Consider the following 25,346-nt stretch of genomic DNA (forward strand, 5'->3'; position numbering starts at 1 on the left):
AAAAACCTATAAAAGTTTAATTTGTTGAAGGCGATTGCGGTATGTCGATGCTCTAGTCAGATCAATGGTTGACGAGTGGAATAGGGCAGAAATAAAGCCTTCAACATAATTCTTTTGATGTTCATCAAGTTCAGTTTGAATTTCCAAACTTGTTAAATGATGCTCGAGTTCTGTTTCCCACTGACGTTTATGCTGAGGCAGTCCTGTCTGAACTTCTGGGTTTGGATTAATACTGTTTTGTACCGGTCTCACCATTTCTAGACTTGCTGCGAAACTGGCAAGGCATTGGTCATTACGACAAGACACGATTAATTCATGTAAAAGAGGAGACGGCTTTTTACGACTAGATACATGCATACGTGTGCCACAGTGGGGGCAATAAAAACCAATTGATTTACTCATGGAGTACCTCTAGATATTCAATCAAGTAATTGTTGCTCCCGACGACACTTACTTAATTTCTTTTTCTCATTTACAAAATTTTTCAAATATTTGAAAAATCTGTATTGGTTTTCTGTGATTGGTCTAAAGACCGTGCCTTATGATTATTTTAAGTTTTGAGAAGAAGCTTCAACCAGTTTTGATTCAACAAGATGTTTAATCCATTCATTCAGGGTCATATTACTTTTAGCCGCTTCAATACGTGCTAAGCGTCGATTTTCTGGTGTTGTACGAAAGCTGATTTGGACTTCTTTTTGAGATTCTTGAGTAGCCATTATTTGTTTCCTTTGGAAGTCACAGTTTTAAACTGTGGTGAATAAAGAACTTTGTTAAAATGGTAAATAAGTAAAGTAATATTATCCCAATTGGGATAATTAATATATGGATTTATCCCAAATGGTAAATGAGAATAACGATCAAAGAGGCGAACGCCTTCGTCAGGAACGATCACGTTTAGGCCTATCGCAAAAAGATTTTGCTGCTTTATTTGGTAAGAAAAATATGGCTGTAATGCGCTATGAAAAAGGCGAGCGTGTTATGGGGCAGGATGATTTAGAAGCTTTGCATGTAGCAGGGGTAGATGTTTATTACCTAATTACTGGTGAGCGTACTCAGCCAGATTTGCTTTCTGATGAGGCAAAGGAACTGCTTACACTGTGGGATTCCGTAGAACCGAGTCAGAAAGATACTTTGATGACTTTGGTACGGAATTTTGCTGAGAGTTTCACTAAAAAGTAGTTGATTGTGATATAAAAATTACTTGTTAAATTGCTAATAATTTAAAATATTAAATAGAGGGGTTTATGAGTAATTTAGTTGAATCAAATCATTCTACAAATGAAATTGCAGAATTAAATTTCAGTCTTACTTATCCAGCGGATTTGGATAAGAGAAAAAAGGTAGATTCTAAGAATTTACCTTTATTCAATCAACTTCTTCAATTTGCTCCTGATGTTGCTGTAGCAAAAGAAGTTACTACCAATAAATATATGCGAGTCGTTGCAAATGGTGCACTAACTAAAGCAAAAGATGGGAATGGTAAATTAGGTATCGTGTTGGGAGAGAAAGGTATAGATTCCCATGCGCGATTGTTTGATCCTGACCAATTGAAAAAACTTTTAACTACAAGTGTCGCTATGAGAGCTGTCACAATGGCAGTTGGCCAAGCACATTTAGCAGAAATATCTTCGCAACTGAAAGAAATGAATATTAAAATTGCGGAGATTAAGCAATTTTTAGATGATGAGCGTGCAAGTAAAATTGAGGCTATAGATCATTACTTTGATGAGTACTTTCTTTCAGCAAATAATTCGTTTGAATTATCTTCAGTTCGCAGAAGCCAAGTAGAGCAAGATAGCAGAGAAGTTGATGCTGTCTTGTTGCATTTAACAAAAGAAATTAAACATGCAATCACAACTGTAAATAATTTTGTTGATGATTCAATGTTTGGCAGTGATAAAAGTTATGATGCTTTATGGAGCATGCTTGATAAGCATTTGACTATTTTAGGTCAATGGTTTTTGGTTGCGAGAGTAAAAGCAAAAGCTATACAGTCTTTATTACTAAGTAATGAGTCTGATTTATTCAGCCAGAGAAAAAATAGCTTTATCAATCAAATTAATGAACTTAATAAAAATGAAATAGCAGAACTGAGAGAAGCTTGGATTAATAGGATTAATACTTTAAATGCAAAGCTCAGCTCTGACAAAGAGTTAGCATTTAAGCGTAATAATCTCCGATCTAAGTTAACTAAATTTTTAGAAAAAATTAATGATTTAACTTCTTATATGAATTTAACAATTCATGATGTTGAAAATGCTCATGGGTATACAGAAATTTTATTAGAAGTATCAAATCATGAAGTGGTTAATGCATATTTACCAGAACCTGATACTGAGTTAATGGCAGATTTTAAAAATAAATTTTTAAAAAACCTTGGTAAAAATGATGATGAATTTGAATTAGTTCCTATTTCATTTAGTGATGATATTTTAGTTGAGCAAAAGCTAGCTGAAGATTCAAAGCGAGAACTTCAAGCTGAAGCAATTAAGGCATCTGCATCTGAATCATTGGAGTCAACAAAAGAAATAATGAATGATGTTGGTAATAAAATTGGCGGTGTATTCAAAAAATTCAAATGGTAAAATAAAAAAGCCCTCCTAAGAGGGCTTTTTTATTACTCTTGATTTACTGCCTTCTGAATCTGACGAACCTGTTCCTGAATAATAAATAAAGTTGCTGATACTGATTCACCAGTAAGTGAACCACAGTTTTCAGTCGATTCAATTAATAAAGCCAAATGTTGATCTAATAACGATAATCTTGTTTGCATATCCATAAGAATCCCCTAGGAACGGTTAAAACCGTTATTTATCAGGTCAGTCAGTTCATTGAAAAATTGCCAACTCTTCTCTGTATTCTCTAAAATCAAAATTGCCTGTACAGCGCAGATTGAAAGATTGTATGTGTCGTGCTGTTCATTGAAATGGTAGTCAATGTTTTCACGTAGTCGTGACCAGACAATATTTGTTTCTACAAAAGTTTTGTAGGAAATATCTGTTTGCAGCAATCGGTATAAATGCTTCGAGCTAATAAAGAACTTACGCTTTTTAGAATGTGGTTCTTGAACTCGAATAATGTGTTTTTCAATTCCCATTTTTAAGTCCTTAAAAGTTCTTCAGGTAATATTTGTTCTGGTGTATGCCATTGCCATTTATTGATATTGAATCGGTTTGGTGCTGAAGCAGCATAGGCAATCACGGATCGGGCTTTTTTCTCCCAAAAATGGAGTCGCGGATCATCATAAGCAATGTCCAGTTTGTACTGGCGAAGCTGGCGGTACAAAGCACGATGTTCACTTGGTATGGTTGCTAGATTCTCTACTGTTGCTTCTGGTTGAGTTGGGGCATCAGTCCCCATAATATTTTCAGGGCTTGGCTTCGGTGCAGGTGAGGGCTTGGTTTGAGATGTAGATATACCAAACAATTCTTTAAGCTTTTGATAGTTGATGGCGTAGTAATTCACACGGATAGATTTAATTTTTGAAAGCTTATTGATTTCAATTAGACCGAGTTCTTTCAGCTTAGCCACAGCGCGTTTAATGGTTGAAACACTGAACATGCCGAGTGTGGTTTGCCACTCTTCAAAGGTATGAAACCACCATTTACGGTTTAGATAAGTTGTTAGATTTTTCTTCTGTTTAAATTTTCTATTTTCACTTAATAAAAAATGTAATTTTTGCAGGAATGTTGCTGCTGCCGTTCCCAATTCTTTAGCGAGTTGGGGCGATGCAATGAGGGGATATTCTTGGTTTGTGAGGAGGATGTTTTTCATTATTTATCCCCCCGATAGGTTTCAGTAAAGCAAGCTTTACAATGTGATGTCCATTGTGTTTTGCCACGCCAAACACCATTTTTATAAAAAAAATCTGTGTCGAGAGGGTAGTAGTCGCCACAACGAGTACAGCGTTTTTCTGTACCGAGTTCAGTGTTGATATAAATTTTAGACATAAGATTCCCCTTAACGTGTGAAACGTAGGCGAATGAAATTTAAAATTTGTTTATGAATTTGGGGTTGAGCAAAGTTAGATGCTTGTAAGCGTTGTAGACAGAGGGTGTCGAGGCGTACAGGTGCTTGATGCACACTTTTGTTTTGAGTGTTCATAGTCGTTATCCGTTTGAGGTTTTTAAACCTGCCAACACTCTTCCTACGGAATGGTGGCAGACTAAGCAGGGTGTAGGAATATCGCTCAAACGGTATGCGACCAGCACGAAGCTGCCCTGCCTAGCCTACCGTAACGGCTGACTAAACAGTGGGCAAAAAAAATGCCGCATAGTGCGACTTATTTTTGCACCGTTTGAGTATATGACAGGTTCCTACGCCTGATCACAGATTTTGCTGTGATAAGTACAATATAATTTAAATATTTTTTTAGTCAACTGTTTTTGTTTTTTATCATTCTTTTATAACTCTATTCTTTATTCTATTTATATATAGAAGAAAAGGTCTTTTTGATACAATGCTTTGGCTCATTGTGAGCTAATGGATCGGGTCATGTTGAGACGGTGCATAGTTTCAAATTTTTAGGAGTTGTACATAATGTCTAATAGAGAGGAACTTAAAGAACTTTTTATTGAAATAAGATGTCAAATCAATCTTTATTTAAATAGTGCTTCAAGGCTGGATTTTTATAAAACTGGTTTAGATAGTACATATAATTATTTAATGGATATATTAAAAATCTCAATTCCTAGTTTGGAGAAAATATTGAGTCTTTCTAATGATTTAGAAAATTTCGAATCCTGTAATATTGCTATTGATTCTTTAGTCGTAATTCGTAAAAAAATTACAAATGAAGTATTGAGTGAGCCTAAGAATCATCTGTTTTTTTCTTTGAAAAAAATGCATCTCGTAGCAGAAAATTTAGAGAAAATTATACAAAACTTAGAGAGCTTATTTTATGAAGAAAAAGCCTAGCAAGTATTGCTATTGCACAGAAATTCGCAAGAGCAATGTTTGGTATTGACGGTGGAAAAGCTAGTGGATGAAATTACCACAAATGGCGAAATTGAACCGCAGGTCGTCGATAGTTATCAGATTACTATGGATACTTGTTTATCTGGATTATGCTCATTAAAAATTCAACGATAATTTCATAAATTAATTTAGAAAGCTCTTAGTGAGAGGGTTTTGATATATAAATAATTATCTCTTTGGTCTAATATTAACTTTGTTAAGTTGATTTCTCTTTGAGTTGTTATAATATATTTAAGTTTATAATTCTTAATGAGAAAAAAATGTTAACTATAAAATTTAAAGACCTCATAGAGGGTGAGTTGCAAAATAAAGTAAGAACGGTGAAGGATCTAGTTGACTATGTTGGAAAAACGCCTCCCTCTCATCCTAATTATAGTATTTTTCTAGGAGCAGGAGCATCTGTTGCATCAGGTATTAAAACGGGTGGAAATTTAGTAAATGAATGGCGGAAAGATACCTATGAAAAAGATGGCCTGGATTATTATACTGATTTAGATAAATATGATTTGGAGGAGCGTGAAGAAAAAGCTAGAGAGAGAGCTATAGACTATTTAATTAAAAAGCATGGTGTTTGGTATAATCCACAGAATGAATACTCATCCCTTTTTGAACGAAAATTTGATTTGCCAGTTCAGCGTCGAAGATTTGTTGAAGATTTGGTTGATGGTCATTTACCATCGATAGGTTATTTATTTTTAATTACATTAATAAATAATAATTTTTTTAACACAATCTTTACTACAAATTTTGATGATTTGATCAATGAGGCATTTTACCAGTTTTCAAATACTCGCCCTCTACTCTGTGCACATGACTCAGCAGTAAGTAGTATTTCAGTTGTAGCTAAAAGACCAAAAATCATTAAGTTACATGGTGATTATCTTTTTGATGATATCAAAAATACTATTAAAGAGACAGAGTCTCTTGAACAAAATATTAAACAAAAATTTATTGAGTTCACTAAAGATAATGGATTAATTGTTGTTGGTTATTCTGGTCAAGATAGATCAATTTTGGATGTAATTAATTATCTACTTCAGCAAGAAGACTATCTAAAAAACGGATTATATTGGTGCTTCAGAGCTGAAGATGAGATTAGTCATGAAGTAAGAAAAATCTTATGGAAGGATAAAGTTTATTGTGTGCAAATTGATGGATTTGATGAACTATTTACTGAATTTTGTAATGTTGCAAATATTAAACCAAGTTTAATTGATAACCCTTTTGAAAGTAAAAGAGAAAGTTGTATTACTAAGTTTGTTCAAGATTATAATAATTCTGAACATAAAAATAAGTGGATATCTGATTTTATAGAAGAAATATCCACTACTAAAAGTAATCAAGATTTATCAGAATTAATTAGACAATTAAATGAGAGTAAAAGTAGTAATTTGTCTTCAGAACAATTGAAAAGCTTATTAACAATTGAAAATTTAATAAAAAAAGGTGATTCAAATCATGCTTTAGAACAAGTTGATGAAAAACTTTTAGAAGAAAATGATGAAGAGTTAATAGAAAATTATTATATGTTAAAAATAAGGATTCTAAAAATTCTCGATAAAAAAGATTTAGCCTTAAAGTTAATTGATAATTTAATTGAAAAAGATGATTTTAATATTAAATATCATCTTTGGAGATTAGTGTTTATTAATGATATTAAAGATAAAGTATCTTATTTAAATAATGTCAATGAAAAAATAAGCTATAGTGTAAGTATTAAAAATTCAATTATTAGTATGTTTTTAAATTATCATGAGGAGTACGAAGGAGAACTTAATATTTCTTTTGAAAAATGTGAGGCTTTAATTAATCAAAGTTTAGATATTGATTCAAGTTTAGATAATGATGCTTATAGATATAAGTTTAATTATCTAAAATTGAAAAAAAGTAAAGAGTTAAAGGGAGAAAGATTACATAAATCAAGACAAGAAAAAGAAGAAAAGATTGATACTGAAATCGAAAAATTATTGGATAAGGTCTACAATATTAATAAGTATAATTTAGAGTCTATAAAGTTGAGAATTAACTTTATTCTATACAAGAAAGATATGTCACTCTTAAAGAATTTTTTAAGTGAAATTGATGGTATAAAAAATAATGTTTCCAAAAATAATGCAAAGAAAATTACAAGTATGATTGCGCAATTATTTAATGAGGTTGTTAAATACACAAAAGATGATTTAGAAAATGTTAAAAATTATAATACTTTAGACTTTAATGAAATTAATATTTTTTTTAATAATTTAAAAGATGATAATTTGAAAGAAGGTAATACAGAGTTTTTGTTGGAATGTGCAAAATATAATATTTCTAAAAACTATGAGTTAGGGCCTTTAAAGAATAATTTAAATAGTATATTAAATATAGCTAGCAGTATTGGTTTTGTGAGAGAAATTTGCAAACAATTCTCAATAGTTAGGGATAGAGATGTTAATTCAAAATTAAGTTTATATATAAAAAGCAATAAAGGGAGATTAAGTCCTTCAGATTATTCTTATTGTTTATCCGAAATAGAAAATTCTAATGGAAATTATTCAGTCTCTTTGGATTATTTACAAAAATATTTTTCGGAAGAGCAAATGGAGGGAAGTGACTATATTGTTTATGTATATGAAATGCTGCTAAATAAAGATTATGATGGTGTATTAGTATTTATTAATGATAAAAAAAATGAGATTGATAATTTACCAATTAAACAGAAAATAGTCATAGAGATAAATGCCTTAATCGCAAAAAAATATATTAATGGAGCATTAGACCAAAAAGAGAAAACTTTTTTGGAAGGAGTAATTTCAAAATATAGTGATAATAAACGTATTTTGGTTTGTGCTAACTCTTTGTTAGGTAAAAATAATGAAGCTCTTCACCATATGAAAGATATGATTAAGGCAGATTACTCAGTTTATTATGAGTTAAGTGAGTGGCCTGCAATTAATGATATTTTAAAAGAGGATATTATAAAGTTTTTTGACAATATAGGTAAAAATGAATCAAAAGTTTATATCGCATAAATTATTAAATGTTTGCCTCTAAGTCTAATTGAGTCGTCAATCCGCCACTTTTAGTAAAACTATGAGTGGCTTTTTCAACAATCCATTTCAGCTTGTCCACTTCCGCTTTAAAGCCCTGTAGCTTCACTGGTGACTCAGTACTTATTTCAGGTATGCCATAAGCCGTGGTAATACTGAATTTTGCCATCTGCCTTTTAATTTCTGCCATTTTCGCTTTACTTGCACGTTCAGCTTCTTCTTTATTGGCAAAAGTTCCCTTCAGATGCTTAACTTTGCCTTTTTCACCTGCAATAGACTTTTCACGTTTAGCTTTGCCTGTGTCCTGATAACTGGCTGATACGCCAGTATGGTCAGATTCACGATCCTGTTCGCTATAACGAAATTGATCACCATCTTTTCTGGTTAATGTGATGGCAGGTAAATTCTTGCCTGAAGCCGTTTTTGCAGAACCTGCTTTGAATATAAGTAAGCGGTCTTTTTTCACAGCCATTTCAGCACCATTTTGTTTGGCTAGGCGTTGTAATAGATTGAGATCTGATTCATTGGTTTGGTCAACATGGGCTAAATTTATGGCTTTTAAGTCAGCAGTCATGACCAAAGTTAGCTCATGATTTTTAGCAACTTCAGAGGCTATTTCACCAAATTTTTTACGGTGATAAGACTTCGATTTTGCTTCCTTAATTTTACTTTTGAAATTGGCGCTGGAGGCTTTCACAGTAATAAGATCGGGTGTACCTGACCATTCCGTTTCATCCACAACAAAGTCGCCTTTATCATGAATATCTTCACCTAAAAAACCCATCTTGCAATTTAGCTTTACGCCACGTTTGGGTAACTCTAAAGCACCGTCGGAGTCATCTAAAACAATACTCAGTTCATCTGCTTCATTGGCGCGATTATCAGTCACAGTGACACTAATAATGCGACTAGAAATAAGCGTATTTAAAGGTTTATTGTTGGCGGTGATAATGCAAACTGGCGTTTTAATCATACTGAATCATCCATCATTTCAGGTGCAGCTTGATTCTCAATACGTTCATCATCGGTACGGGATAATTTAAGGGTGTAATCAATTTTTCTTGGTACACCGTTATCCATCAAAATGGATTTGGTTTCGTCAATGCTATCGATGACAAAGACACCGTATAAATACCCAGAGCCATCCATCAACACATAGCCTTGACCTGTATCTGCCATACTTGCCAATTCATCCAAAGCAAAACGTGTACCGAATCCATACTCTTCATAAATGAGACCGGGTAAAGTGATGGTGTCTGCACCTGCACCTGTAAATTGTTTTTTGGGACGACCAAAAGCGACAGCATTATCTGCATAATTCCACGCACGTTGCCGTTGAATTTCCTGAAATGCCAACGTACTGGTCTTAAAAATAAATTGTCCAAGACTCATTAACATAACAATTCTCCTGTTCAGTCCTTGTCACTGTAGCTGCGGTTTGAAGATGGTGCCGCAAAACTGCTTTGCCATTGCTTCATTTTCTGGTCAATCACGACACCGACAGCCTTCGGATCTGTTACGCCTGTGATACTAATTTGCGGTGCGCCAAAGTGATTAACAGTTTGCCCAGATTGAGGTGCTCGCAGCGGAATAATCGCTTTGGTTTGTACCACTTTGGTTGGAACAGATGTTCCTGTTGCACTGACTTGAGGGATTTGCGGAATTTTAGGAATATTGACGTTCGGAATTTTATTCATTCCTGTAATTAGCAAATTAACTGCACCGATCACCTGTCTTAATGGGGTAAGGAGGTAATTGATAAATGCTGCCCCTGCTTCCATGACACTGGCTTTAACAGAGCTGAATGCAGAACTTACACGTTCTGGAATTAAAGATATCCAACCAAAAAACACCCCAATTGCTGTACCAACAACAGTAAAAATGGTGGCACCGAATTTGACCAGAGTAACAATGACTTCACCCAATACGCCCAGAATGATTCCCAGCGCCTGACCGAAGGTTTGACCATAAGAAGTGGCATTGGCTAATTGTTGATTGGTGGCTTGAAATGGTGTCAGCGCTTCAGCCAAAACGCCTTTGAAAATGCCCCAAACAGTGACTAGGCCATCCCATATTGGTTTTAATGGTGCAAGTGTAGTTTTTAAGCTGTTAAATGAGGTACGCAGGGTATCAATCAAAGGGGATAGGCCCATTTGAAGCCCTGACCAGAACCCTTGAAAGAATACTTTGATTGGACCCCAATATCGATAAATCGCAAGCGCGACTGCACCAATCAGTACGATGATCCAAGTCAGTGGATTGGTTAGTAGGGCAGCACTCATGGTTAAAATGCCTCGGATGAGCAATGGAATAGCCTGTCGTGCGAGGAACATAAATGCCCGACTTAATAATCCCACTGCTTTGCTAATCAGGTTAATACGGCTCGGTAAACCGATTCCCAAACGATTGGCAATTTTTTTGACAATCCAAAGTAAAATGGTGAGTTTGGTAATACTGGCAATAACGCTGACGATTGCCCCAAAGAAAAGGTTAGTGGTATATCGAACCCCAAGTAAGGCAACTTTAAACAGAAGGAGCTGCATCGCAATTTTGGCTAATGTACGAACCAGTTCAGGATTGGCATCGACCCAGTTTTTAACACGTTCAATGATGGCAGTGATTTGCTGAATAAAATTCCGCATATCATTACCCAACACTTTTTGGATCGAAATACTGAAGTCTTGCCAAGCACCACCCATATTTTCAATGTCGCCTGCGAGGTTGTCTTTTAAAATTGCCGCAGCACGTGCAGCTGCACCTTCAGAATTTTCTAATTCACTGGTCAGTTGTTTAATTTTATTGACCACTTTGCCTGAATTTTCATCCAGTACGGCTGTTTGATCGACCAACACCGCCATTGCTGAAGCGGCTTCTACGCCTGAAATATCAGAGATAAGTTCAAGTCGTTTTTGTGATCCCATTCCTTTGGTGGATTTACGAACATCATCTAAAATATCTGCCATTGATCGCAGATTACCTTTTGTGTCGACCGTAGTGACATTAAGTTCTTCTAATGCTGCCCTTGCTGCTTTGGGTGGTGAAGCCAAACGAAGCATAATGCCGCGAAGGGATGTACCTGCCTGTGTGTCGAGAATATTATTATTGCCGAGTAAGCCTGCCATCGCTGTGGTTTCTTCAATACTTGCACCATATTGTTTCGCAACAGGTGCTACATATTTCATGGTTTCGCCAAGCCCTTGGACACTGGTTGCAGTGGCGTTGGTGGATTGAAGAAAAACATCATTGACCCGGTTAATTTCTTTGGCTGCCAGACCAAAACCATTCAAGGTACCAATGGCAATTTGTGCAGCTTCAGCCAGTTCAACTTTACCTGCTTCAGCCAGTTGTAATGTTCCCCCCAAAGCATCACGAATTTGACTCGGATTAAAGCCACCTGAGCCTAAATTAAATTGTGCTTCTGCTGCCTCTTTAGGGCTAAATGATGAAGCTGCACCCCATTTTCGAGCATCTGCTTCAAGCATTTTCATGGCAGCACTGTGTTTTTCTAAATCAAGTACAGCCTGTACACCACTCATTTGTTTTTCAAAATCAATGGCTGGCTGAAAGAATTTATATAAACCTGCACCTGCGACCACACTACCAACAGCTAGGCTTTTAAATTCCTGACGCATCGCTTGGCGGTTTTGAGAAAGTTTTGTATTCCATTGGTCGGTTTTGTGCAGCAACGCAGTCAAAGCATGATCTACATGACCATATTCAGTTGCCATCATGCGTGTCGCTAAACGTACTGCACGAGAGGATTTCTCAGTTTGGTTTAATGACTGGTTATAGCGTTGGGTATTTGAACCGCCTAAAGTTCGATTTAAGCGGTCGATACTGCGCGTAAGGTCTTCAATTGAATCTGAACTAGCATCAGTTTGTTGGCGAATCAGCTTGAGAGGCTTAGATGCTTCATCCACAATTTTTAAAATCGCACTTAAACTTAGATTACTCATTTTCAATTCTGACCTTTTATTTACTTACTTCTGAACGCACTCTCGCACGTTCATTCCATTGCATGAGTTCTTCAATTTCCCAAGATTCGCAATCTTTCGGTGCCCAGTGAAAAACCACAGCAAGGTTGGCAATTACGTCATCAACGCTGCTTGGGATTTGGCTTTCGCACTGACTAAAAAATTGGTCAGTTCCACTGCCAATGAGGTGTAATCAGATACATCCATATTGTTGAGTTCGGCAGGGTTTAATGTTGGAGAGGTCACTCGTGAAAGTACGGTATTGGTCGCATTGATATCCCACTTCAAAACATCTTGAAGGCTGAGATTACGCAGCGTTCCTACGTTGGGTTTTCGGATTTCGATGTGAGAAATTGACTGATCACCACGCAGAATAGGATTTTCTAAAATCACCACGCGTAGATTTGGATCTGTAATTGTTTCAAGGTTTTTACTTTGTTCATCAGTAACTTTAGACATTTTTAATACTCATTTAAAAAATAGGGTAAGGGATTACCTGATCTTTACAGACCAAGTAATTTTTTAATTTCTTCAGCGATATCGGTTGAGCCAAAACGCTCGGTACCATTGATAAAGTCCAGTTCAACTTCAACTACACCATCCACCTCCATGCGGAAATAGGTGTAGTTGTAAGACATTTTGATTTCGGTTTTTTCACCGTTTTTGGAATCACCCGGATCAAGTTCGAGGGCTTGGCCACGGGTATAAATTTCTACTGTTTGAGTGGTGCAATTGTCCTGACGTTCGTAGACACCGACATAACGAACAGGTAAATCTGAAGTACCGCAGACACCAAGCTGACGGTACTGTTTGACATCAAAACCTGCATAAGTGACTTCACCTTCAAGCTTTTCATAGCCCATCGCCAGTGCGATATCACCAATCATCCCTGCGCCACGATAGTCTTCAGTCTTCTTGGTGATTTTGGGAATGGTGACGCTTTCAGCGACACCTGCCCATGAATATGTATTCACAAATACATTAAAGTTTTTGAGTGTACGTGGAAGCATGACTTAGATTCCTTCAGTGGTATTTGCGCCATTGATCAGTTGAGCGAAGTCAACTAAATAACGGTCGGTAATACGTTGGTTTAGCCCCAAATTTTCAAGCGTAGGGACAGGGGTGTAGTCATAATCAATCCACATCAAACCTTGTGATAATTGCTCAACTGAATTTTCGGCTTGGTCATACCAGACGGATGCGCCAATTAAATGCTTGGCATCGACATGCTCACGTAATTTGGCATTGATTGAGTCAATAATGTCTTTGGCCAAGAAAGGGGTAAGTGGTTGGTCGACGAAGGGGAAACAGCCATTAATGATGGTGTCTAATAAAAACTGAGCTGTACGTGTTGCCACTTCAAAAGAAAAGCGAATGTCATCAGAACAGTTACGATTACCCCAAAAACGAAATCCTACATGCTGAATCATGGTGGTGATGTCATGGCTATTTAAATAACCTGCATCGGTGTCAGGATCTTCTAAATCCCATGTGATCGGTTGGCTGATTCCTGTTGGACCCGTCACAGGAATATTAGACAGTGATTTATGCCATCCGACTTTCTGATCCGTTTCAGTACGTAATGCAGCAGCTGCGACGGCAGCGGTAAAAATGCCTGTTCCATATTTTAAGGTCATGATGTTTAGACTCCTTCATACATGGTTTTGCCCAAGGTAATTAATTCCAACGGACTGGTAAAAGGCAGTCCGCTATAACGATCTCGGAGCATAGGAAAGAGGTCATTTTCTTCTGATGAATTTTGTTTAAACACAAAACGGACAGTATCTTTTTCTAAATCACCCGCATTGCCTCGAATCGTATATTGGGTGGGTCTAAAGAAATGTGCGATACCGCCACCACCGTGATTCACAGTAATATCAGGATATGCGTCCAAAATATCGCTAATACTGTCTATGAAAGTATCAGTGGTATTGTTTGGTTCTTGAATGACGATCGTTTGATTAGACTCTAATTTTTCACCATTACGATAAAGATCATAAGTCAGTGAAACTGAATGATTGAGTGGAAGTGATTGAATTGAAATTTCATTAAAATCTAGGTCTGAATCAGTACTGCCTAAGAAGACATTGCCGCTTGTCCATTCAGGCCAGATCAGTTCAACTTCACGAAATGCCAGCATATTACGGAAATTCACGACTGCATAAGCTGTCTCTAAAATGACACCGTCACGATTGCGTGGTGTGATGTATGAATAAGCGCGTAGCTTTTTGCAAATCGTACCGATGGCATTGGCGATATCAATCGTTTCAACATCAGGAACACAAATGATTTTCGGTGTCAGGCCGAGCACTGATTTAACGGTCAGTAATGCTTGTAACCCAGTTCGCTGACCTGTTTCCTCTGTAGTGCCAATCACCAGAGATTGATTTAAAACTGCTCCTAGAGGATGCTCAATCCGAATCACCACCAAGGTCGGTGAAGTGATTTGAGAAATGATTTCAAGGTTTTTACGCAGATTTCCAGTTGTACCGGCTTTAGGTAAAACACGATTAATTGAGGTGACTAGGACAGGGGTGTTAAGTGGAAATGTTTCTTCATCCGCATCATCTGCAAAAGCAAGCATGGCAATTACAGCTGTGGCTGCATCGCGAATTGGGATTTTTCCTGAAGCTGTTTCTCGGCCTGTAATACCGTGATGAAATTCAGCCATTGTTATGACTCCAAAAGTGGTTGTGCTTTTGAAGTCATCATGAATGGAGGAGATTTAATATTCTATGAGCAGAATCCTGTTTAACGCTTAATCAGGATTTTACAAAAAATGATTATGCGGTTCGTTTCCATACGTCAACGATGATAGAGGGTTGAATGTTGTTATGGGCTTGACTACTGCCATTTTTTTTAATCTTCATCTTGGTAAATTGTGCAGCAGTAATATCCGAAGTTTGAATGTAGCTATTGTTGTAATGGGGTGAGGCTGCTCCTGCAGGATTTGTACCGCTCATGCCATCGCCATCACTTGGTGTAATGTCCCCTAATGAAGCCACAAGTTTATTGTAAGGTGAACCCTCATCAATATGATCATGTTCTGGCATTTCAGCTTTTGTTATTTGATGTTCATATTCACCATCAGAGTCGCCAATGGTTTTCATGAACTCTGGCGCGAGTTCATTAGTAGCAGAGGCACGTGCAACAAGGGCATGGCCATCACCAAATTTTTCCCATACGCCATATTTTTTATGCGCTGTAACAGCTGTAGAATCAGCAAAATTAGAGGTCGTGATGAACAAATCACCGACTTTAACGTCTTCTTTATTGTTGATGGCTTCCATTAGTTCATTAAATTTTTCCAATACCCATGTTTTACTTGCAGAAATAATCAGTGGATTGATTTCAATCAGTGCTTGAGCACCTGCTGTACCTTTAATATCGATTACTAACTCAAGTTCACCACCGCCACCTTCAGCAATAATCGGTTTATATGCACCATGATAATTGCCGATGTAGACCAGTTTGCCTGAAGCATCTTTTAAGCCGAGTTCATGGATATTAAAGCCCCCGACATGGGCAGGAATAATTGCTGAAACAGTGGCACTATTATTTTCAACTTTAACTTCACGGACTTCGACAGCCGCAGTTTGATGAACGAGCTGGGTTAAGTCTGTATGGTCAATTGGTTGGTAGGGCACACCGTTTGCCTCACCAATCACCATTTCAGTCAATGTGATGGATTGCAGATCGTGTGCTGCAGCAACAAGTTCAGCACCATAATTGGTGAGTGTGACGTAATATTTTGCGGACATATTTTTCTCTTTAAAGACTTTCTAAATGAATTTTTGTGCCAGATGTGACTGAACCTGTGAGGTAAAAATCACAGGTTGTTTTTACTTTGGCTGAAATTGAATAGTTATCTCGGGCTGATTTGGTCGCATCAATGGCGGTATGAACTTGCAGCAGTTGTTCAATTGAGAGGAGGTATTGTGGGCTAACGATGACCACAAAAGTGAATGGCTTTTGTGGTGGATTAAACTCATACCATGCTTTTAATTGATAATGATCGACTACGGTACCAATAAGACTGGAGATGGATGATTGTGTGCCGCGCCCAGCATTGAAAGACTCACTTTCACGGATGGCATTTCGCTTGTCTTGTTCATTCCAATCGGGTTGCCAATATTCGACCCGGTGTTCCCATGCAAGCCAAGGCAAATGAAGCACAGGACAACGATCAATACTGTGTAGATCAACAAACGGCACTCGAATAAGGGAAATTTTTTCACCAAGTTGCTCAATATTTTTTTCTAGTTTAGTGGCATTTCGTGGAAGAAGATTAGACATCTGTAAACTCCACAATATTGATATTAATAGCTATACACTTGGAGTAACGGCTTTTTGGTAGGACAATATCCGTGGTAGGACTATTTAAAATCACATTTTGAACACCGCCCTGATGCAATGATCGAAAAAGTCCGCTACGTGTCACGTCATAGCCCAATGATGATATTTTTTCGATGTATAAATTTACGTCCGCTTCAGCAGTAGCTTTGACCACAGCAGAGTCGGGACCGGGGAAAAGGACCAGTGTGGCATTGAGTTGCCATTCTTCAACGGTCGCAGCTTTGACATGAACCTGATCGGTAAATGGTCGTCTGGTATCTGGATCTAAAGTGACATCGACAATATCCAGTAAAGTTTGTGGGGCAATCGCATCAACATGGCTTTGCACCCAAATATTGACATGACCTTCTTCAGGCGTTTCGACTGAAATATCTTTGACATGGCCATGCGCACTTAAACCCCAAAACTGATATGCACCGATTGAACCTGCGGACATGCTTTCTGGTTGTAAATGTACGCGTCGACGTAAATCTTCATCTGATTCCATCACTGCTTCAATTGGAGGATTGGCATTGGGCTGTGCAGCAATAATGGTTTTTCGGTACACATCGCGATTGGCAGCTAAGTGATCTAAATCGGATTTTGTTGCATAGGCCAGCATCAATGCTTTGGCAGTTGCATTTATTTGTCCGGTCTTTAAAAGAAAACGATAGGCAAAGGTTTCTAGTAATTTAACCAAAGGTTCACTTTCAAAATTTAAAGCATCTAACAGCTCAGGATCTCTTGAAATTAACTCTTGCTTACACGCTAAAAGTTCTGCTTCAAAATCGAGTTGTTGCAGTACATTTGGAAAAGGTAATGAAGATAAATCAACTCGGTTTATGGTGCTCATGCAGCTGCTCCAAATGTATAGCTCTGTTTGAAAGTTTGATCTTGGTTATATTGCGAATAAGTGCCGATGAGGGTGACATCCCAAGCATTCTGACGGTCTGCGCTGCGGACCTGAACCTGTTTGATTTTAAGACGAGGTTCAAAGCGAATAATGGCTGTGGCAGAACCATTCATAATTTTCAATTTGGTGATGTCATTGCAGGGCTGATCAATTAAATGCGGTAAAAGTGAGCCGTAATGTCGTCGGCATATTCGGGTACCAATGAGGGTGCTTAAAATGTCATGCAGTGATTGCTGAAGGTGGGCAGGCAATTGCCCATCATCACGAATGGTTTTTCCTGTGAGCCGTGACATTCCTTTCATGGTTTTGGTGCTCCTGAAACGCCATTTCCATTTTGAACATTTAAATGCCCATGTTCGACAAGGCTAATGGTTTTGGCTTTGATATCTTCAGCCGATGAAATGGCTTTTTCAGCATGCACAGTGCCAGTAAAAACTGTTTCAGGCACATCGAAGGTGCATTTGTTTAATTTGAACAGGGCTTCACCAGATTCAATATTGACGCTAAAAAAATGCTCACCGATTTGGACAAAAACTTCATTCGGATCGGTACTTGGGGGAGGGAATGCATCAGAAAAAAGGCTGATTTGAGGTACTGCACTGGTGAGCTCACCACCTTGTGCTGAAACAGAAAATTGTTCTCCTAACGATGGGCATCGCCAAATTTTGACGACACCTGCAGCCATCGTTGGAATGGGTATCCAATCCGTTTCATTTTCATCAATTTTTAGGCGAATTTTCCACGCTGAAGCATCGATAGCGATCACGGTACCGATGCTAGAAAGGTTTTGAAATTGTCGTAAAAGTTGATTAGTCATGCTCATATAAACGTAAATTGCCCATGACCGAAATCATGGGCAATTTGATTTTAAAGTGCGAGGACTTGAATCCTGTTTAACGCTTAATCAGGAATTTGGTAATTGGTGATGATCAGTTCTTTACCATTATTTTCATCATGAGCTTTGCTGTTTAATGACCAACGGATTTGTTTGGTGTGAAAATAAAAACCATCAAATAACTCGCGCACCTCAGGTATATCATTCAGGCTTAAAATAAATTTACCTTTAATATTTTTCAGTAATTCACGCAATTTAATAAAATCATCACGGCTAAAAATATCTTTGCCATAGTATTTTTCACAGTTGTAATAGGGTGGATCTAGATAGAATAAGGTGTCCTCACGATCCATTTTTTGAATCAAAACGTCATAGTTGCGATTTTCAATATTTACTCTCTGTAGACGTTGATGGATTGCGGAAAGTACTGTCTTTAAGTCATCACCCAATTTTAAATGCGGTTGACGTTCAACATGAGAAAAGAAGTTCGGTTCGGAAACTTTTGCCCCAAAGCAGGTACGAAGTAAATAATAAAAACGCGCTGCGCGTTGAATGTCGGTCAGTGAAGTATTCTTCTCAGCTTTTAAGCGTTCAAATTCTTCACGGCTGATCAGTTGTGTTTCAAACTCTTTTTCTAAGGCTTCAGGATGGTATTTAAAAACACGATACAGATTAATTAAATCCCCATTTACATCATTGATGGTTTCAAGTGTAGACGTTGATTTTTTAAATAAGACCCAACCTGCACCGCCAAATACTTCGCAGTAGTGCTTATGTTCGGGCATCATATCGATGATGGTACGTGCCAGTTGAGATTTACCACCCAACCAACCTGAAAAAGAACGGCCAGAAGCATTATAAGTGGGTTTTGTTAAGGTGTTAGGGTTAGTTTTCGGGGACATATGTCGACTCCGTTGGTAGCTCTGGGCTATCTAACCTGACGCTCTAGGCGTTCCAATGATTGAGCACTCGACATCGAGGGCATTTTATTTCAAGTTTTACTGTGAGTTTTTCTATGCGGCACAGTAATTTTCCGCATTTACATCTAAGTTCAATCATTCTTATTTAGAATTAAAAGTTAGAGCGAGAAATCATGAACAAATTTCTTTAAAGATGCGAGGTATGCAATCCTGTTTAAGGCTTAATTAGGAATTTTGTATATATGAAATAATCAAAGCTTAAGGTGCCAAATTGAATAGGGATATTCTTAATATAAATATCTATATGGAGAAGCTGATGTTCTTTCTAATTTGTGATAACAGTGGTAATTCAAAGCTTGAAATGTAAAAAAACCGCCAAATCAGCGGTTTGTCTACAGATTTTTCATAAATAAGACAATAATTTCAACCACCAAGTGGATGATTTGATAAAATTAATTTTGTTGAACTAGAGTGTTAAGAGATTGTTTTGATTTAATATACTCAGAATATTCTGTATACGAAATTCCATATTTTATTAATATAAATGCTGTAAGAGTTGCATCTGATTCTTGGATTGAAATAAGCTTTTGATCTAAAATTATAATTATATTCTTATAGTTATTAATTTCAGTTCTACGAGTTTCTTTAATTTGATTTAGTTTTTTAATTGACTGTCTATCACTTGGGTAACCAATTTCAGCAATTTTTTCATCATAATTTTTTATACCATTCTTATTAAACCATGTAATACATTCTTGAATTAATAGATCAATACTTTTTATATTTTCCTGTTTGTTGCTTATTTCTGATTTTGGATTGATGAATGTAGGACTATTTTTAATTTTATTTAAATTTTCTTCTGAAAATATATTGTAAATATCTTTACTATTTATATGTCCATTGAACTGATAACAAAATCCAGAAGTTTCTTCAAAGTGCCCTATATTTAATCCGTGAATGATTGATTGGTTAATGATGCTTGTAGATATTAATTTTTCAAAAGTAGATTCTAAGTCTTCTAAACTAATTGTAATATCTATTTTACTAATTTCACTAAAATAATTTTTCCAATAGGAATTTTCTTCAAAAACTATTGATTCATACTGATATGCATACCTTGTAAGGCGATGATTTCTCTCACTTTTACGATCATTGTCAATAGGTAGAGGTTCAAATAAGCCATATTTTTCAATCAATTTTTTGAATTTTTTATTTCCGTATTGATTTAGGCAATTAAAAAAGAAAGCTTCAATTTCATGTTTCGTTAATGTGGCTCTAAAAATATCAAAATATTTTTTTTGTTCAGCAGAATAAATGATAGATTTATCCTTTTCTTTTGGAATAGAAGCTACTAATGTTTCATTGTTATCAATTAGTTTTACGATTTGATAACAAATTCGGAAGTAACTCCCAGTATAATCGAGCATTTTTTCTTCGTAATACTTAAGCCAATCTCCTCTAGGGTCATTTTTAAAATCTATAATATGTTGTTTAATAGCATCAACAGATTTTAACTCAATTATATTGATTGGTTGGCCCTGTTCATTGTTATCTTGTCTTTTATATTCAATGTCATCTAAAGAGTCATTTTTTGTTTTTAATAATTGGAAGAATAAACTTTCAAAATTTTGAATTGATGTTTGATTTTGTTGTTTTTCTGCTGTTTCAACAGTTTTTGCTAAAGCTTCATTCGTCTTTCTGAGCTCTTTAATTTGGAGATTGACAGAAGTAATTAACCAAAATAAAGCAAAAGCTGCAATCGTAGGATTTAATATTCCCCCAATAAAATCTCCGAATGCTCCCCATTCACTTTTATTTTGTGAAAAATCAAAACTACCTAAACCAAAATTTATAAAGTATAAAGAGAAAATTAATAGGAAAAAAAAAGCTGCAATATTTGTAGATATTGTCATTAGCATTTCAAGTCTATTAATTTCGTCTTTTTCTTCTTTATCTGGATTAGGTGTGTTATTGATCTGAGATGTCATTTAAATATTTGAAAGTTATAAATTTGTGAGAATTATATGCCTGCTTTTAGAAAAAATCTATTAATTAAAAAGCTCTATATTTTTAATAAAAAATTAAAAATCTCATTCTGTATCCATTTTTCATCATCTTGACTAAAACCGACCAATGCGCGAATTGGATAATTGGTGGCTTTTGCATAGCGACTAGGCTTAATGGTTTTACCTTGTTGGTGTACTTCAGCGACAACAGCCGTCCGTCCACCAAAACCGACTGCAGCATGATTGGCAGAATATTCGGTTTTTATTTGTTTACCGATGTTTTGAAATAAAGCACCTTGACGCTTTTTATTTCCAATTTGATTACGTTTACGTGGAATAAAACGATGCCCATCTGGATCTCGTTGCTGCTTGATTCGATCCCGATTGCGTACTCTTAAACCTTGAGCCAAGCGACGCATCAGTTCTCGTCGCTGGGTTGGTTCAAGGCGCAGCGCAATCTGATCAAGCCAATGGTCTAAACCTGCATAAGCATCCATTATTCAGTTCCTGCAGGTACAAATTTATCAAATATATCGCTCCAGACCAATTCTGGACAAACATGGTACCCATTTTGATCCATCACGATTTTATCGCGCTGTGGAAAATCAATTTCTAGATCAAAGGTATTGGCATCAACAATTTCAGAGCTAAATGAAATTTGAACGTCATTACCAGTTACATCTAAATGCAGGTTTTTGGACTTGAGCCATTCACGAATCTGCATAATGACTTCAATCGGGTCACCACGATAATCCAGAAATAACAACCGAGCTGTATATTCCATATAGCCCTTTGCTTGAGTCCCATTCACGATAAACAGATGACATTTATCTGCTGTCATAAAGGGCAGTTTTGCTTGTAAATAGGGCTTTAACGGAATTAAGGCTTGCATGGTTTATGATCCTTCAGCAAATTTTTTATATGCATTTGCTAATTTGATGTCATATTTATTTTTTGCATAAGCTTTGCCGTTGTAGCCCAATGCAAAGGCTTTCCAGTCACTATTTTTAAGCGCATTCACAAGGTTATTTACCTTGATATATCGGCACATTGCCTCAAGCTGTGAGGCTTCATCTTTATACATTGCATTGATGAATGCTTGTAGGGATGGATAGCCAAGAGATTTCCAGTGATAACCCATCACTTGACCAATACCCCATGAACAAGATTCAAGCGCAATTTCACGATGATATTCAGCAGCAACTGCTAATCGACCATGTTGAGCTGAATATAAGCCATAAGCACCAGATGATTTATTACAAAGGTCAGGGCGCTTAATTTCCATTTTTTCGGCAATGCTAAAAAATTTATTGGCAATTAAACGCTCTCGCATGACATGACGTTCAAACAAAATCACAGGTGTATTATCTGGATTAAATCCTGAACCCCGACATTCCACTTCATGAATGGCTTGAAGGGCAGCAGGAGCAATACCCAGTTCTTCCGCTTGTTGCTGTATTTGTTCAATAGTGAGCTGTTTTGACATTTCTCTATTCCTATTTAAACATGGCAATGAAAGCTGCTTTTACTTCAGCAATAATTTCACTCACTGTTTTACCTTTCCATAACTGCATCGATTGATACCAAATACCAATTAACAGCATGCCAAACACAGCAAAAATAAGCATCACAAAACCTTGTGACTGCATTGAATAATGGGTGAGTTGGTAATATTCAATAAAAGCAGATCCGCCATATAAGCTGATGGCCACACTAATTGCGAATTTTAAAATCACACCGACGGTAATTTTGATTCGACCTTGTGGATCGATATCACCGCTTAAAATCAGCGCTAAAATTGCGCCCATAATTGCGGCAATAATTTTTAAAAGCCACGGTAATCCTTTAATTGAAATAGGATCATTCATTGGGTTCCCCTTTAATCCCACAGTTTTAATGAGGGAGTACTTTGCATTTGAGTCACTTCAGGCAAAATAACGGTTTGATGCTCATCTAAAAATGTTCCATGCAACTCTGGATTTAATTCAATCAATGCAGCCAAAATTTGCACTGAATTGTCTTTGAAATAACGGTATGCAATGGCATCTAAAGTATCGCCCTGTATGGCATTGACAGTACTCATACCAGTTTGATCCGATTACGTCTGCGATTCGTCAAATCAGCAATCATATGATTGACAACGCGACGTAACGACTGCATTTTTGCTTGTTGATTTTCGCCACGTGATTGACCGTTTGTTGTGGTATCAAAATCTAAATTATCTTCACAAATCAGTGCAGCAGCTTCATAGCAAACTGCACGTTTATATTTGCGAATCTGTGTATCAGTTTCGATTTTGAGCAACATAACTTGAGTATTGATGTCATCGATTGCGGTGAGGATCTTTTCTGCTAAAAGATCCTCACCTTTGGATTGATCTAAACGCACCGTTCCCAATAAATCCTTAATGCTGACATTTGGACGTTCTGGTTCAGGATTTTGAACCACACGATCAGGTAGCGGTGCATTTAGAAGCATGACCGTTACTCCGTAGCCGTACTTGTGTCTGTAGGCGCATTAGAGTCGGTGGACGCAGGAACTGACACAGCTGCTGCCGAAGCATCAGGTGAATCAGCCTGCGAGCCGACAGTGGCGTCGGGAGACGACTCGGTTGTTTGCTTCGTCAATAGTTTTTCAAGGGTTGTAAGGTCTTTTTTACAGCCCACTTTACTATCGAGTCGCAAGGCATTTTTATAAGCATTCTGTGCTTCAATCGGTTGAGCATCTTTTAATGCATCACCTAGCGCACGATAAATTTTGGCACGAGCCTGATCGACCATTTGTTCACCGACACCCAGCTCAATGATTTTTTTAATCAATTCAGCATGGGCAATGGCAAGGTCTAAATCATCACAAAAATCTATAGCGCATTGCTCGGTAACAAATTCCGCAATACCACGGATGTGTCCTTCAGGCATGACCATGTCATTGAGAATGGCAAATTCAGCAATTCGCACAGCGAGTTCATATTCACCTGCATCCACTGCCCACACCATTAACGTCACAAGCGTCATATTTTGTGCAGCAGGGGAAACGGCTAAACAGCCATCGATATACCCAAAATATTCAGGTAGCCATTCTTTTTTCTTGGCAATTTTTTCCTGAGTCGATTTGGTGTCTTTTAATTGGCTCATGTGATTGAACAGGCGAAGTTCAATATTGGCAGTAGGTGTAGCCGAATCAGTATTGGCTTTTAAAACAGTACTTTCAGGATCAACACCCATAATCACTGCTTTTTTTCGTAAACGTGGATCTGGGTTTTGCGCCATTTTTTGTGCTTTGATTGCGAGCATTTTTTCACGATGCTCACGCATTGAATTTATCGACATTAGGCTTGTACCTCAATATTTTCGATGAGCACACACTTGGTATAGTCTTCAACTACAAAGTCTTCATTCACTGACTGAAAGTCGACTGCACGATCCCACTCAGGCTGTTCTGCAATAGAACGCACCAAAGTGCCTGACTGAAGGTAAATCGACAGGTTTTTTGGATGAGTAATCAGAATTGTTTTTGCAGGGAAGTTGGGAACATGCAGCGCAGGTAAAGTTCCAAGCTGCTTATTGGCGTAAATGGTACGTGCTGCCAATTGTTCTGTCGGATCTTGAATGGTATTCAGCAATGGTAAGTATTTATCACTCAACACGCCACGGCCACAAATGGCGACTAAGCCACTTTCACGGTGTTGTACGGCAATATATTCTTCAACTGCATATTCAACTAGACCATCAAGCGTTTTAAACTCATTGCCTGCGCCAATTTTGGTGACCAGTTTGCCTGTACCGTCATCGATCCCTTCGTAATGTTGCTCAGGTGCAATTTCACGAATTTTTTGCAACCAACCTTTTTTGACATCTTGTAAAAGAGGGTTGGCCACGCGATCTGAAGTCGCTGCGCGATAGACACCATTCCATCCAATACACAGCTTATCCAGTGCAACGGCATTGATGACCATTGCTTGAAGCTTGGCTTTGAAGTCTGGATGATGCTTCCAAGCGTTTAACAATGACCAATAATAAGCAACGTCATAATTGGTTTGGGTACAGTTATATTCATCCAGTAAATCTAATGCACCAACTGCGGTTGGTGCACGTGCTTTGACACGCGTATCTGTGGTACCTGCGATTGTGGTGCCGATGAGTAAGCCAATTTTTTGACCTGTGGCATTATCGACAGGATAAACATTAATTTGCTTTAAAAAGTCCGCAGACTCTTGATAAGCAGCAATGATTTTTTGTTCAGGTACAGGCTGAACGGCAAAGCTATGTTTGACATCTTCAACCTGATTGGCACGAGCAATGTCGGCCATATAAGCAGATAATTTTGTACGTGCGATGGTACTAAGAACGACTGACAT

Annotated in this window: 35 protein-coding genes; 4 read left to right on the forward strand and 31 right to left on the reverse strand. The window is 37.2% G+C overall.

Features of this window, described 5'->3' with window-relative positions; translation table 11 throughout:
* Positions 1-6: 6 nt before the first annotated feature.
* Together F994_RS02500 and F994_RS17535 are read right to left on the reverse strand one after the other, a co-directional pair.
* A complete protein-coding gene (locus F994_RS02500) occupies positions 7-402 on the reverse strand; it encodes an ogr/Delta-like zinc finger family protein (RefSeq protein WP_004648466.1) in 396 nt (131 codons plus the stop codon).
* A 143-nt stretch (positions 403-545) separates the two neighbouring features.
* A complete protein-coding gene (locus tag F994_RS17535; protein WP_004648467.1) occupies positions 546-716 on the reverse strand; it encodes a hypothetical protein in 171 nt (56 codons plus the stop codon).
* A 106-nt stretch (positions 717-822) separates the two neighbouring features.
* Between F994_RS17535 and F994_RS02505 the strand changes: the two genes are divergently transcribed.
* Both F994_RS02505 and F994_RS02510 read left to right on the forward strand, forming a co-directional pair.
* The gene (locus F994_RS02505; protein WP_004648468.1) at positions 823-1,179 is read left to right on the forward strand and encodes a helix-turn-helix domain-containing protein; all 357 of its coding nucleotides are present in this window, start codon (positions 823-825) and stop codon (positions 1,177-1,179) included.
* A 65-nt stretch (positions 1,180-1,244) separates the two neighbouring features.
* Complete coding sequence (locus tag F994_RS02510) at positions 1,245-2,585, forward strand: hypothetical protein (protein WP_004648469.1); 1,341 nt, start codon at positions 1,245-1,247, stop codon at positions 2,583-2,585.
* Between the two features lie 32 nt (positions 2,586-2,617).
* Here F994_RS02510 and F994_RS17540 read toward each other — a convergent pair whose 3' ends face one another.
* From F994_RS17540 to F994_RS17550, 5 genes are read right to left on the reverse strand one after another with little or no spacing between them, the layout of a single operon-like run.
* Positions 2,618-2,779, reverse strand: a complete 162-nt coding sequence (locus tag F994_RS17540) for a hypothetical protein (protein ID WP_004648470.1) — start codon at positions 2,777-2,779, stop codon at positions 2,618-2,620.
* Positions 2,780-2,788: 9 nt separating this feature from the next.
* Complete coding sequence (locus F994_RS02515; protein WP_004648471.1) at positions 2,789-3,097, reverse strand: hypothetical protein; 309 nt, start codon at positions 3,095-3,097, stop codon at positions 2,789-2,791.
* Positions 3,098-3,099: 2 nt separating this feature from the next.
* On the reverse strand, positions 3,100-3,774 hold the full coding sequence (locus F994_RS02520; protein ID WP_004648472.1) for a hypothetical protein: 675 nt from the start codon (positions 3,772-3,774) through the stop codon (positions 3,100-3,102).
* A complete protein-coding gene (locus tag F994_RS17545) occupies positions 3,774-3,950 on the reverse strand; it encodes a hypothetical protein (RefSeq protein WP_004648474.1) in 177 nt (58 codons plus the stop codon). The genes F994_RS02520 and F994_RS17545 overlap by 1 nt, the downstream gene beginning before the upstream one ends.
* Positions 3,951-3,960: 10 nt before the next feature.
* The gene (locus F994_RS17550) at positions 3,961-4,104 is read right to left on the reverse strand and encodes a hypothetical protein (protein WP_004648475.1); all 144 of its coding nucleotides are present in this window, start codon (positions 4,102-4,104) and stop codon (positions 3,961-3,963) included.
* Between the two features lie 435 nt (positions 4,105-4,539).
* On the opposite strand from F994_RS17550, the gene F994_RS02525 reads away from it, so the two are divergent.
* On the forward strand, positions 4,540-4,917 hold the full coding sequence (locus F994_RS02525; protein WP_004648476.1) for a hypothetical protein: 378 nt from the start codon (positions 4,540-4,542) through the stop codon (positions 4,915-4,917).
* 320 nt (positions 4,918-5,237) lie between these two features.
* Positions 5,238-7,988: an SIR2 family protein gene (locus tag F994_RS16945; RefSeq protein WP_004648477.1), complete on the forward strand. Its 2,751-nt coding sequence runs from the start codon at positions 5,238-5,240 to the stop codon at positions 7,986-7,988.
* Positions 7,989-7,992: 4 nt separating this feature from the next.
* Here the strand turns inward: F994_RS16945 and F994_RS02535 are convergent, their stop codons facing one another.
* The 24 genes from F994_RS02535 to F994_RS02640 all read right to left on the reverse strand — a co-directional run bounded on the left by F994_RS02535 (position 7,993) and on the right by F994_RS02640 (position 25,346).
* The gene (locus F994_RS02535; RefSeq protein ID WP_004648478.1) at positions 7,993-8,979 is read right to left on the reverse strand and encodes a contractile injection system protein, VgrG/Pvc8 family; all 987 of its coding nucleotides are present in this window, start codon (positions 8,977-8,979) and stop codon (positions 7,993-7,995) included.
* Complete coding sequence (locus tag F994_RS02540) at positions 8,976-9,404, reverse strand: phage tail protein (protein WP_004648480.1); 429 nt, start codon at positions 9,402-9,404, stop codon at positions 8,976-8,978. Before F994_RS02540 ends, F994_RS02535 begins: the two co-directional genes overlap by 4 nt.
* Positions 9,405-9,418: 14 nt before the next feature.
* Positions 9,419-11,962, reverse strand: coding sequence for a phage tail tape measure protein (locus F994_RS02545; RefSeq protein ID WP_004648481.1), 2,544 nt, complete (start codon positions 11,960-11,962; stop codon positions 9,419-9,421).
* Between the two features lie 16 nt (positions 11,963-11,978).
* Positions 11,979-12,164: a GpE family phage tail protein gene (locus F994_RS17975; protein ID WP_322740050.1), complete on the reverse strand. Its 186-nt coding sequence runs from the start codon at positions 12,162-12,164 to the stop codon at positions 11,979-11,981.
* A complete protein-coding gene (locus F994_RS02550; protein WP_004648482.1) occupies positions 12,095-12,439 on the reverse strand; it encodes a phage tail assembly protein in 345 nt (114 codons plus the stop codon). Before F994_RS02550 ends, F994_RS17975 begins: the two co-directional genes overlap by 70 nt.
* A 44-nt stretch (positions 12,440-12,483) precedes the next feature.
* Complete coding sequence (locus F994_RS02555) at positions 12,484-12,990, reverse strand: phage major tail tube protein (protein ID WP_004648483.1); 507 nt, start codon at positions 12,988-12,990, stop codon at positions 12,484-12,486.
* A gap of 3 nt (positions 12,991-12,993) precedes the next feature.
* Entirely contained in the window at positions 12,994-13,617 is a 624-nt protein-coding gene (locus F994_RS02560; protein WP_004648485.1) for a phage tail sheath subtilisin-like domain-containing protein, read from the reverse strand.
* 5 nt (positions 13,618-13,622) lie between these two features.
* A complete protein-coding gene (locus tag F994_RS02565; RefSeq protein ID WP_004648486.1) occupies positions 13,623-14,651 on the reverse strand; it encodes a phage tail sheath protein in 1,029 nt (342 codons plus the stop codon).
* Positions 14,652-14,763: 112 nt separating this feature from the next.
* Positions 14,764-15,741, reverse strand: a complete 978-nt coding sequence (locus F994_RS16950; RefSeq protein ID WP_004648487.1) for a phage tail-collar fiber domain-containing protein — start codon at positions 15,739-15,741, stop codon at positions 14,764-14,766.
* A gap of 10 nt (positions 15,742-15,751) precedes the next feature.
* Positions 15,752-16,276, reverse strand: coding sequence for a phage tail protein I (locus F994_RS02575; protein ID WP_004648488.1), 525 nt, complete (start codon positions 16,274-16,276; stop codon positions 15,752-15,754).
* Positions 16,269-17,168, reverse strand: coding sequence for a baseplate assembly protein (locus tag F994_RS02580; protein WP_004648490.1), 900 nt, complete (start codon positions 17,166-17,168; stop codon positions 16,269-16,271). The genes F994_RS02575 and F994_RS02580 overlap by 8 nt, the downstream gene beginning before the upstream one ends.
* Complete coding sequence (locus F994_RS02585; RefSeq protein ID WP_004648491.1) at positions 17,165-17,530, reverse strand: GPW/gp25 family protein; 366 nt, start codon at positions 17,528-17,530, stop codon at positions 17,165-17,167. The genes F994_RS02580 and F994_RS02585 overlap by 4 nt, the downstream gene beginning before the upstream one ends.
* Positions 17,527-18,045, reverse strand: coding sequence for a phage baseplate assembly protein V (locus F994_RS02590; protein WP_228128023.1), 519 nt, complete (start codon positions 18,043-18,045; stop codon positions 17,527-17,529). The genes F994_RS02585 and F994_RS02590 overlap by 4 nt, the downstream gene beginning before the upstream one ends.
* 83 nt (positions 18,046-18,128) lie before the next feature.
* On the reverse strand, positions 18,129-18,965 hold the full coding sequence (locus tag F994_RS02595) for a DNA adenine methylase (RefSeq protein WP_004648493.1): 837 nt from the start codon (positions 18,963-18,965) through the stop codon (positions 18,129-18,131).
* Between the two features lie 43 nt (positions 18,966-19,008).
* Entirely contained in the window at positions 19,009-19,122 is a 114-nt protein-coding gene (locus tag F994_RS18010) for a Com family DNA-binding transcriptional regulator (RefSeq protein WP_081399729.1), read from the reverse strand.
* A gap of 313 nt (positions 19,123-19,435) precedes the next feature.
* On the reverse strand, positions 19,436-20,971 hold the full coding sequence (locus F994_RS02600; RefSeq protein ID WP_004648494.1) for a putative phage abortive infection protein: 1,536 nt from the start codon (positions 20,969-20,971) through the stop codon (positions 19,436-19,438).
* Positions 20,972-21,045: 74 nt separating this feature from the next.
* Positions 21,046-21,486 carry a phage virion morphogenesis protein gene (locus tag F994_RS02605; RefSeq protein ID WP_004648495.1) on the reverse strand — a complete coding sequence of 147 codons (441 nt, stop codon included), beginning with the start codon at positions 21,484-21,486 and terminating at the stop codon, positions 21,046-21,048.
* Positions 21,486-21,881, reverse strand: coding sequence for a phage tail protein (locus F994_RS02610; RefSeq protein ID WP_004648496.1), 396 nt, complete (start codon positions 21,879-21,881; stop codon positions 21,486-21,488). Before F994_RS02610 ends, F994_RS02605 begins: the two co-directional genes overlap by 1 nt.
* A 3-nt stretch (positions 21,882-21,884) precedes the next feature.
* On the reverse strand, positions 21,885-22,475 hold the full coding sequence (locus tag F994_RS02615; RefSeq protein WP_004648497.1) for an N-acetylmuramidase family protein: 591 nt from the start codon (positions 22,473-22,475) through the stop codon (positions 21,885-21,887).
* Between the two features lie 10 nt (positions 22,476-22,485).
* A complete protein-coding gene (locus F994_RS02620) occupies positions 22,486-22,857 on the reverse strand; it encodes a hypothetical protein (protein WP_004648498.1) in 372 nt (123 codons plus the stop codon).
* Positions 22,858-22,868: 11 nt separating this feature from the next.
* On the reverse strand, positions 22,869-23,072 hold the full coding sequence (locus F994_RS02625; protein WP_004648499.1) for a tail protein X: 204 nt from the start codon (positions 23,070-23,072) through the stop codon (positions 22,869-22,871).
* Positions 23,069-23,467 (reverse strand): head completion/stabilization protein, encoded by a 399-nt coding sequence (locus F994_RS02630; protein ID WP_004648501.1) that lies wholly within the window; start codon positions 23,465-23,467, stop codon positions 23,069-23,071. The genes F994_RS02625 and F994_RS02630 overlap by 4 nt, the downstream gene beginning before the upstream one ends.
* Before the next feature lie 5 nt (positions 23,468-23,472).
* On the reverse strand, positions 23,473-24,318 hold the full coding sequence (gene gpM / locus F994_RS02635; protein ID WP_004648502.1) for a phage terminase small subunit: 846 nt from the start codon (positions 24,316-24,318) through the stop codon (positions 23,473-23,475).
* Positions 24,318-25,346: a phage major capsid protein, P2 family gene (locus F994_RS02640; RefSeq protein WP_004648503.1), complete on the reverse strand. Its 1,029-nt coding sequence runs from the start codon at positions 25,344-25,346 to the stop codon at positions 24,318-24,320. The genes gpM and F994_RS02640 overlap by 1 nt, the downstream gene beginning before the upstream one ends.

This window comes from Acinetobacter bohemicus ANC 3994, from assembly GCF_000367925.1.
In the GTDB taxonomy this organism is placed as follows: domain Bacteria; phylum Pseudomonadota; class Gammaproteobacteria; order Pseudomonadales; family Moraxellaceae; genus Acinetobacter; species Acinetobacter bohemicus.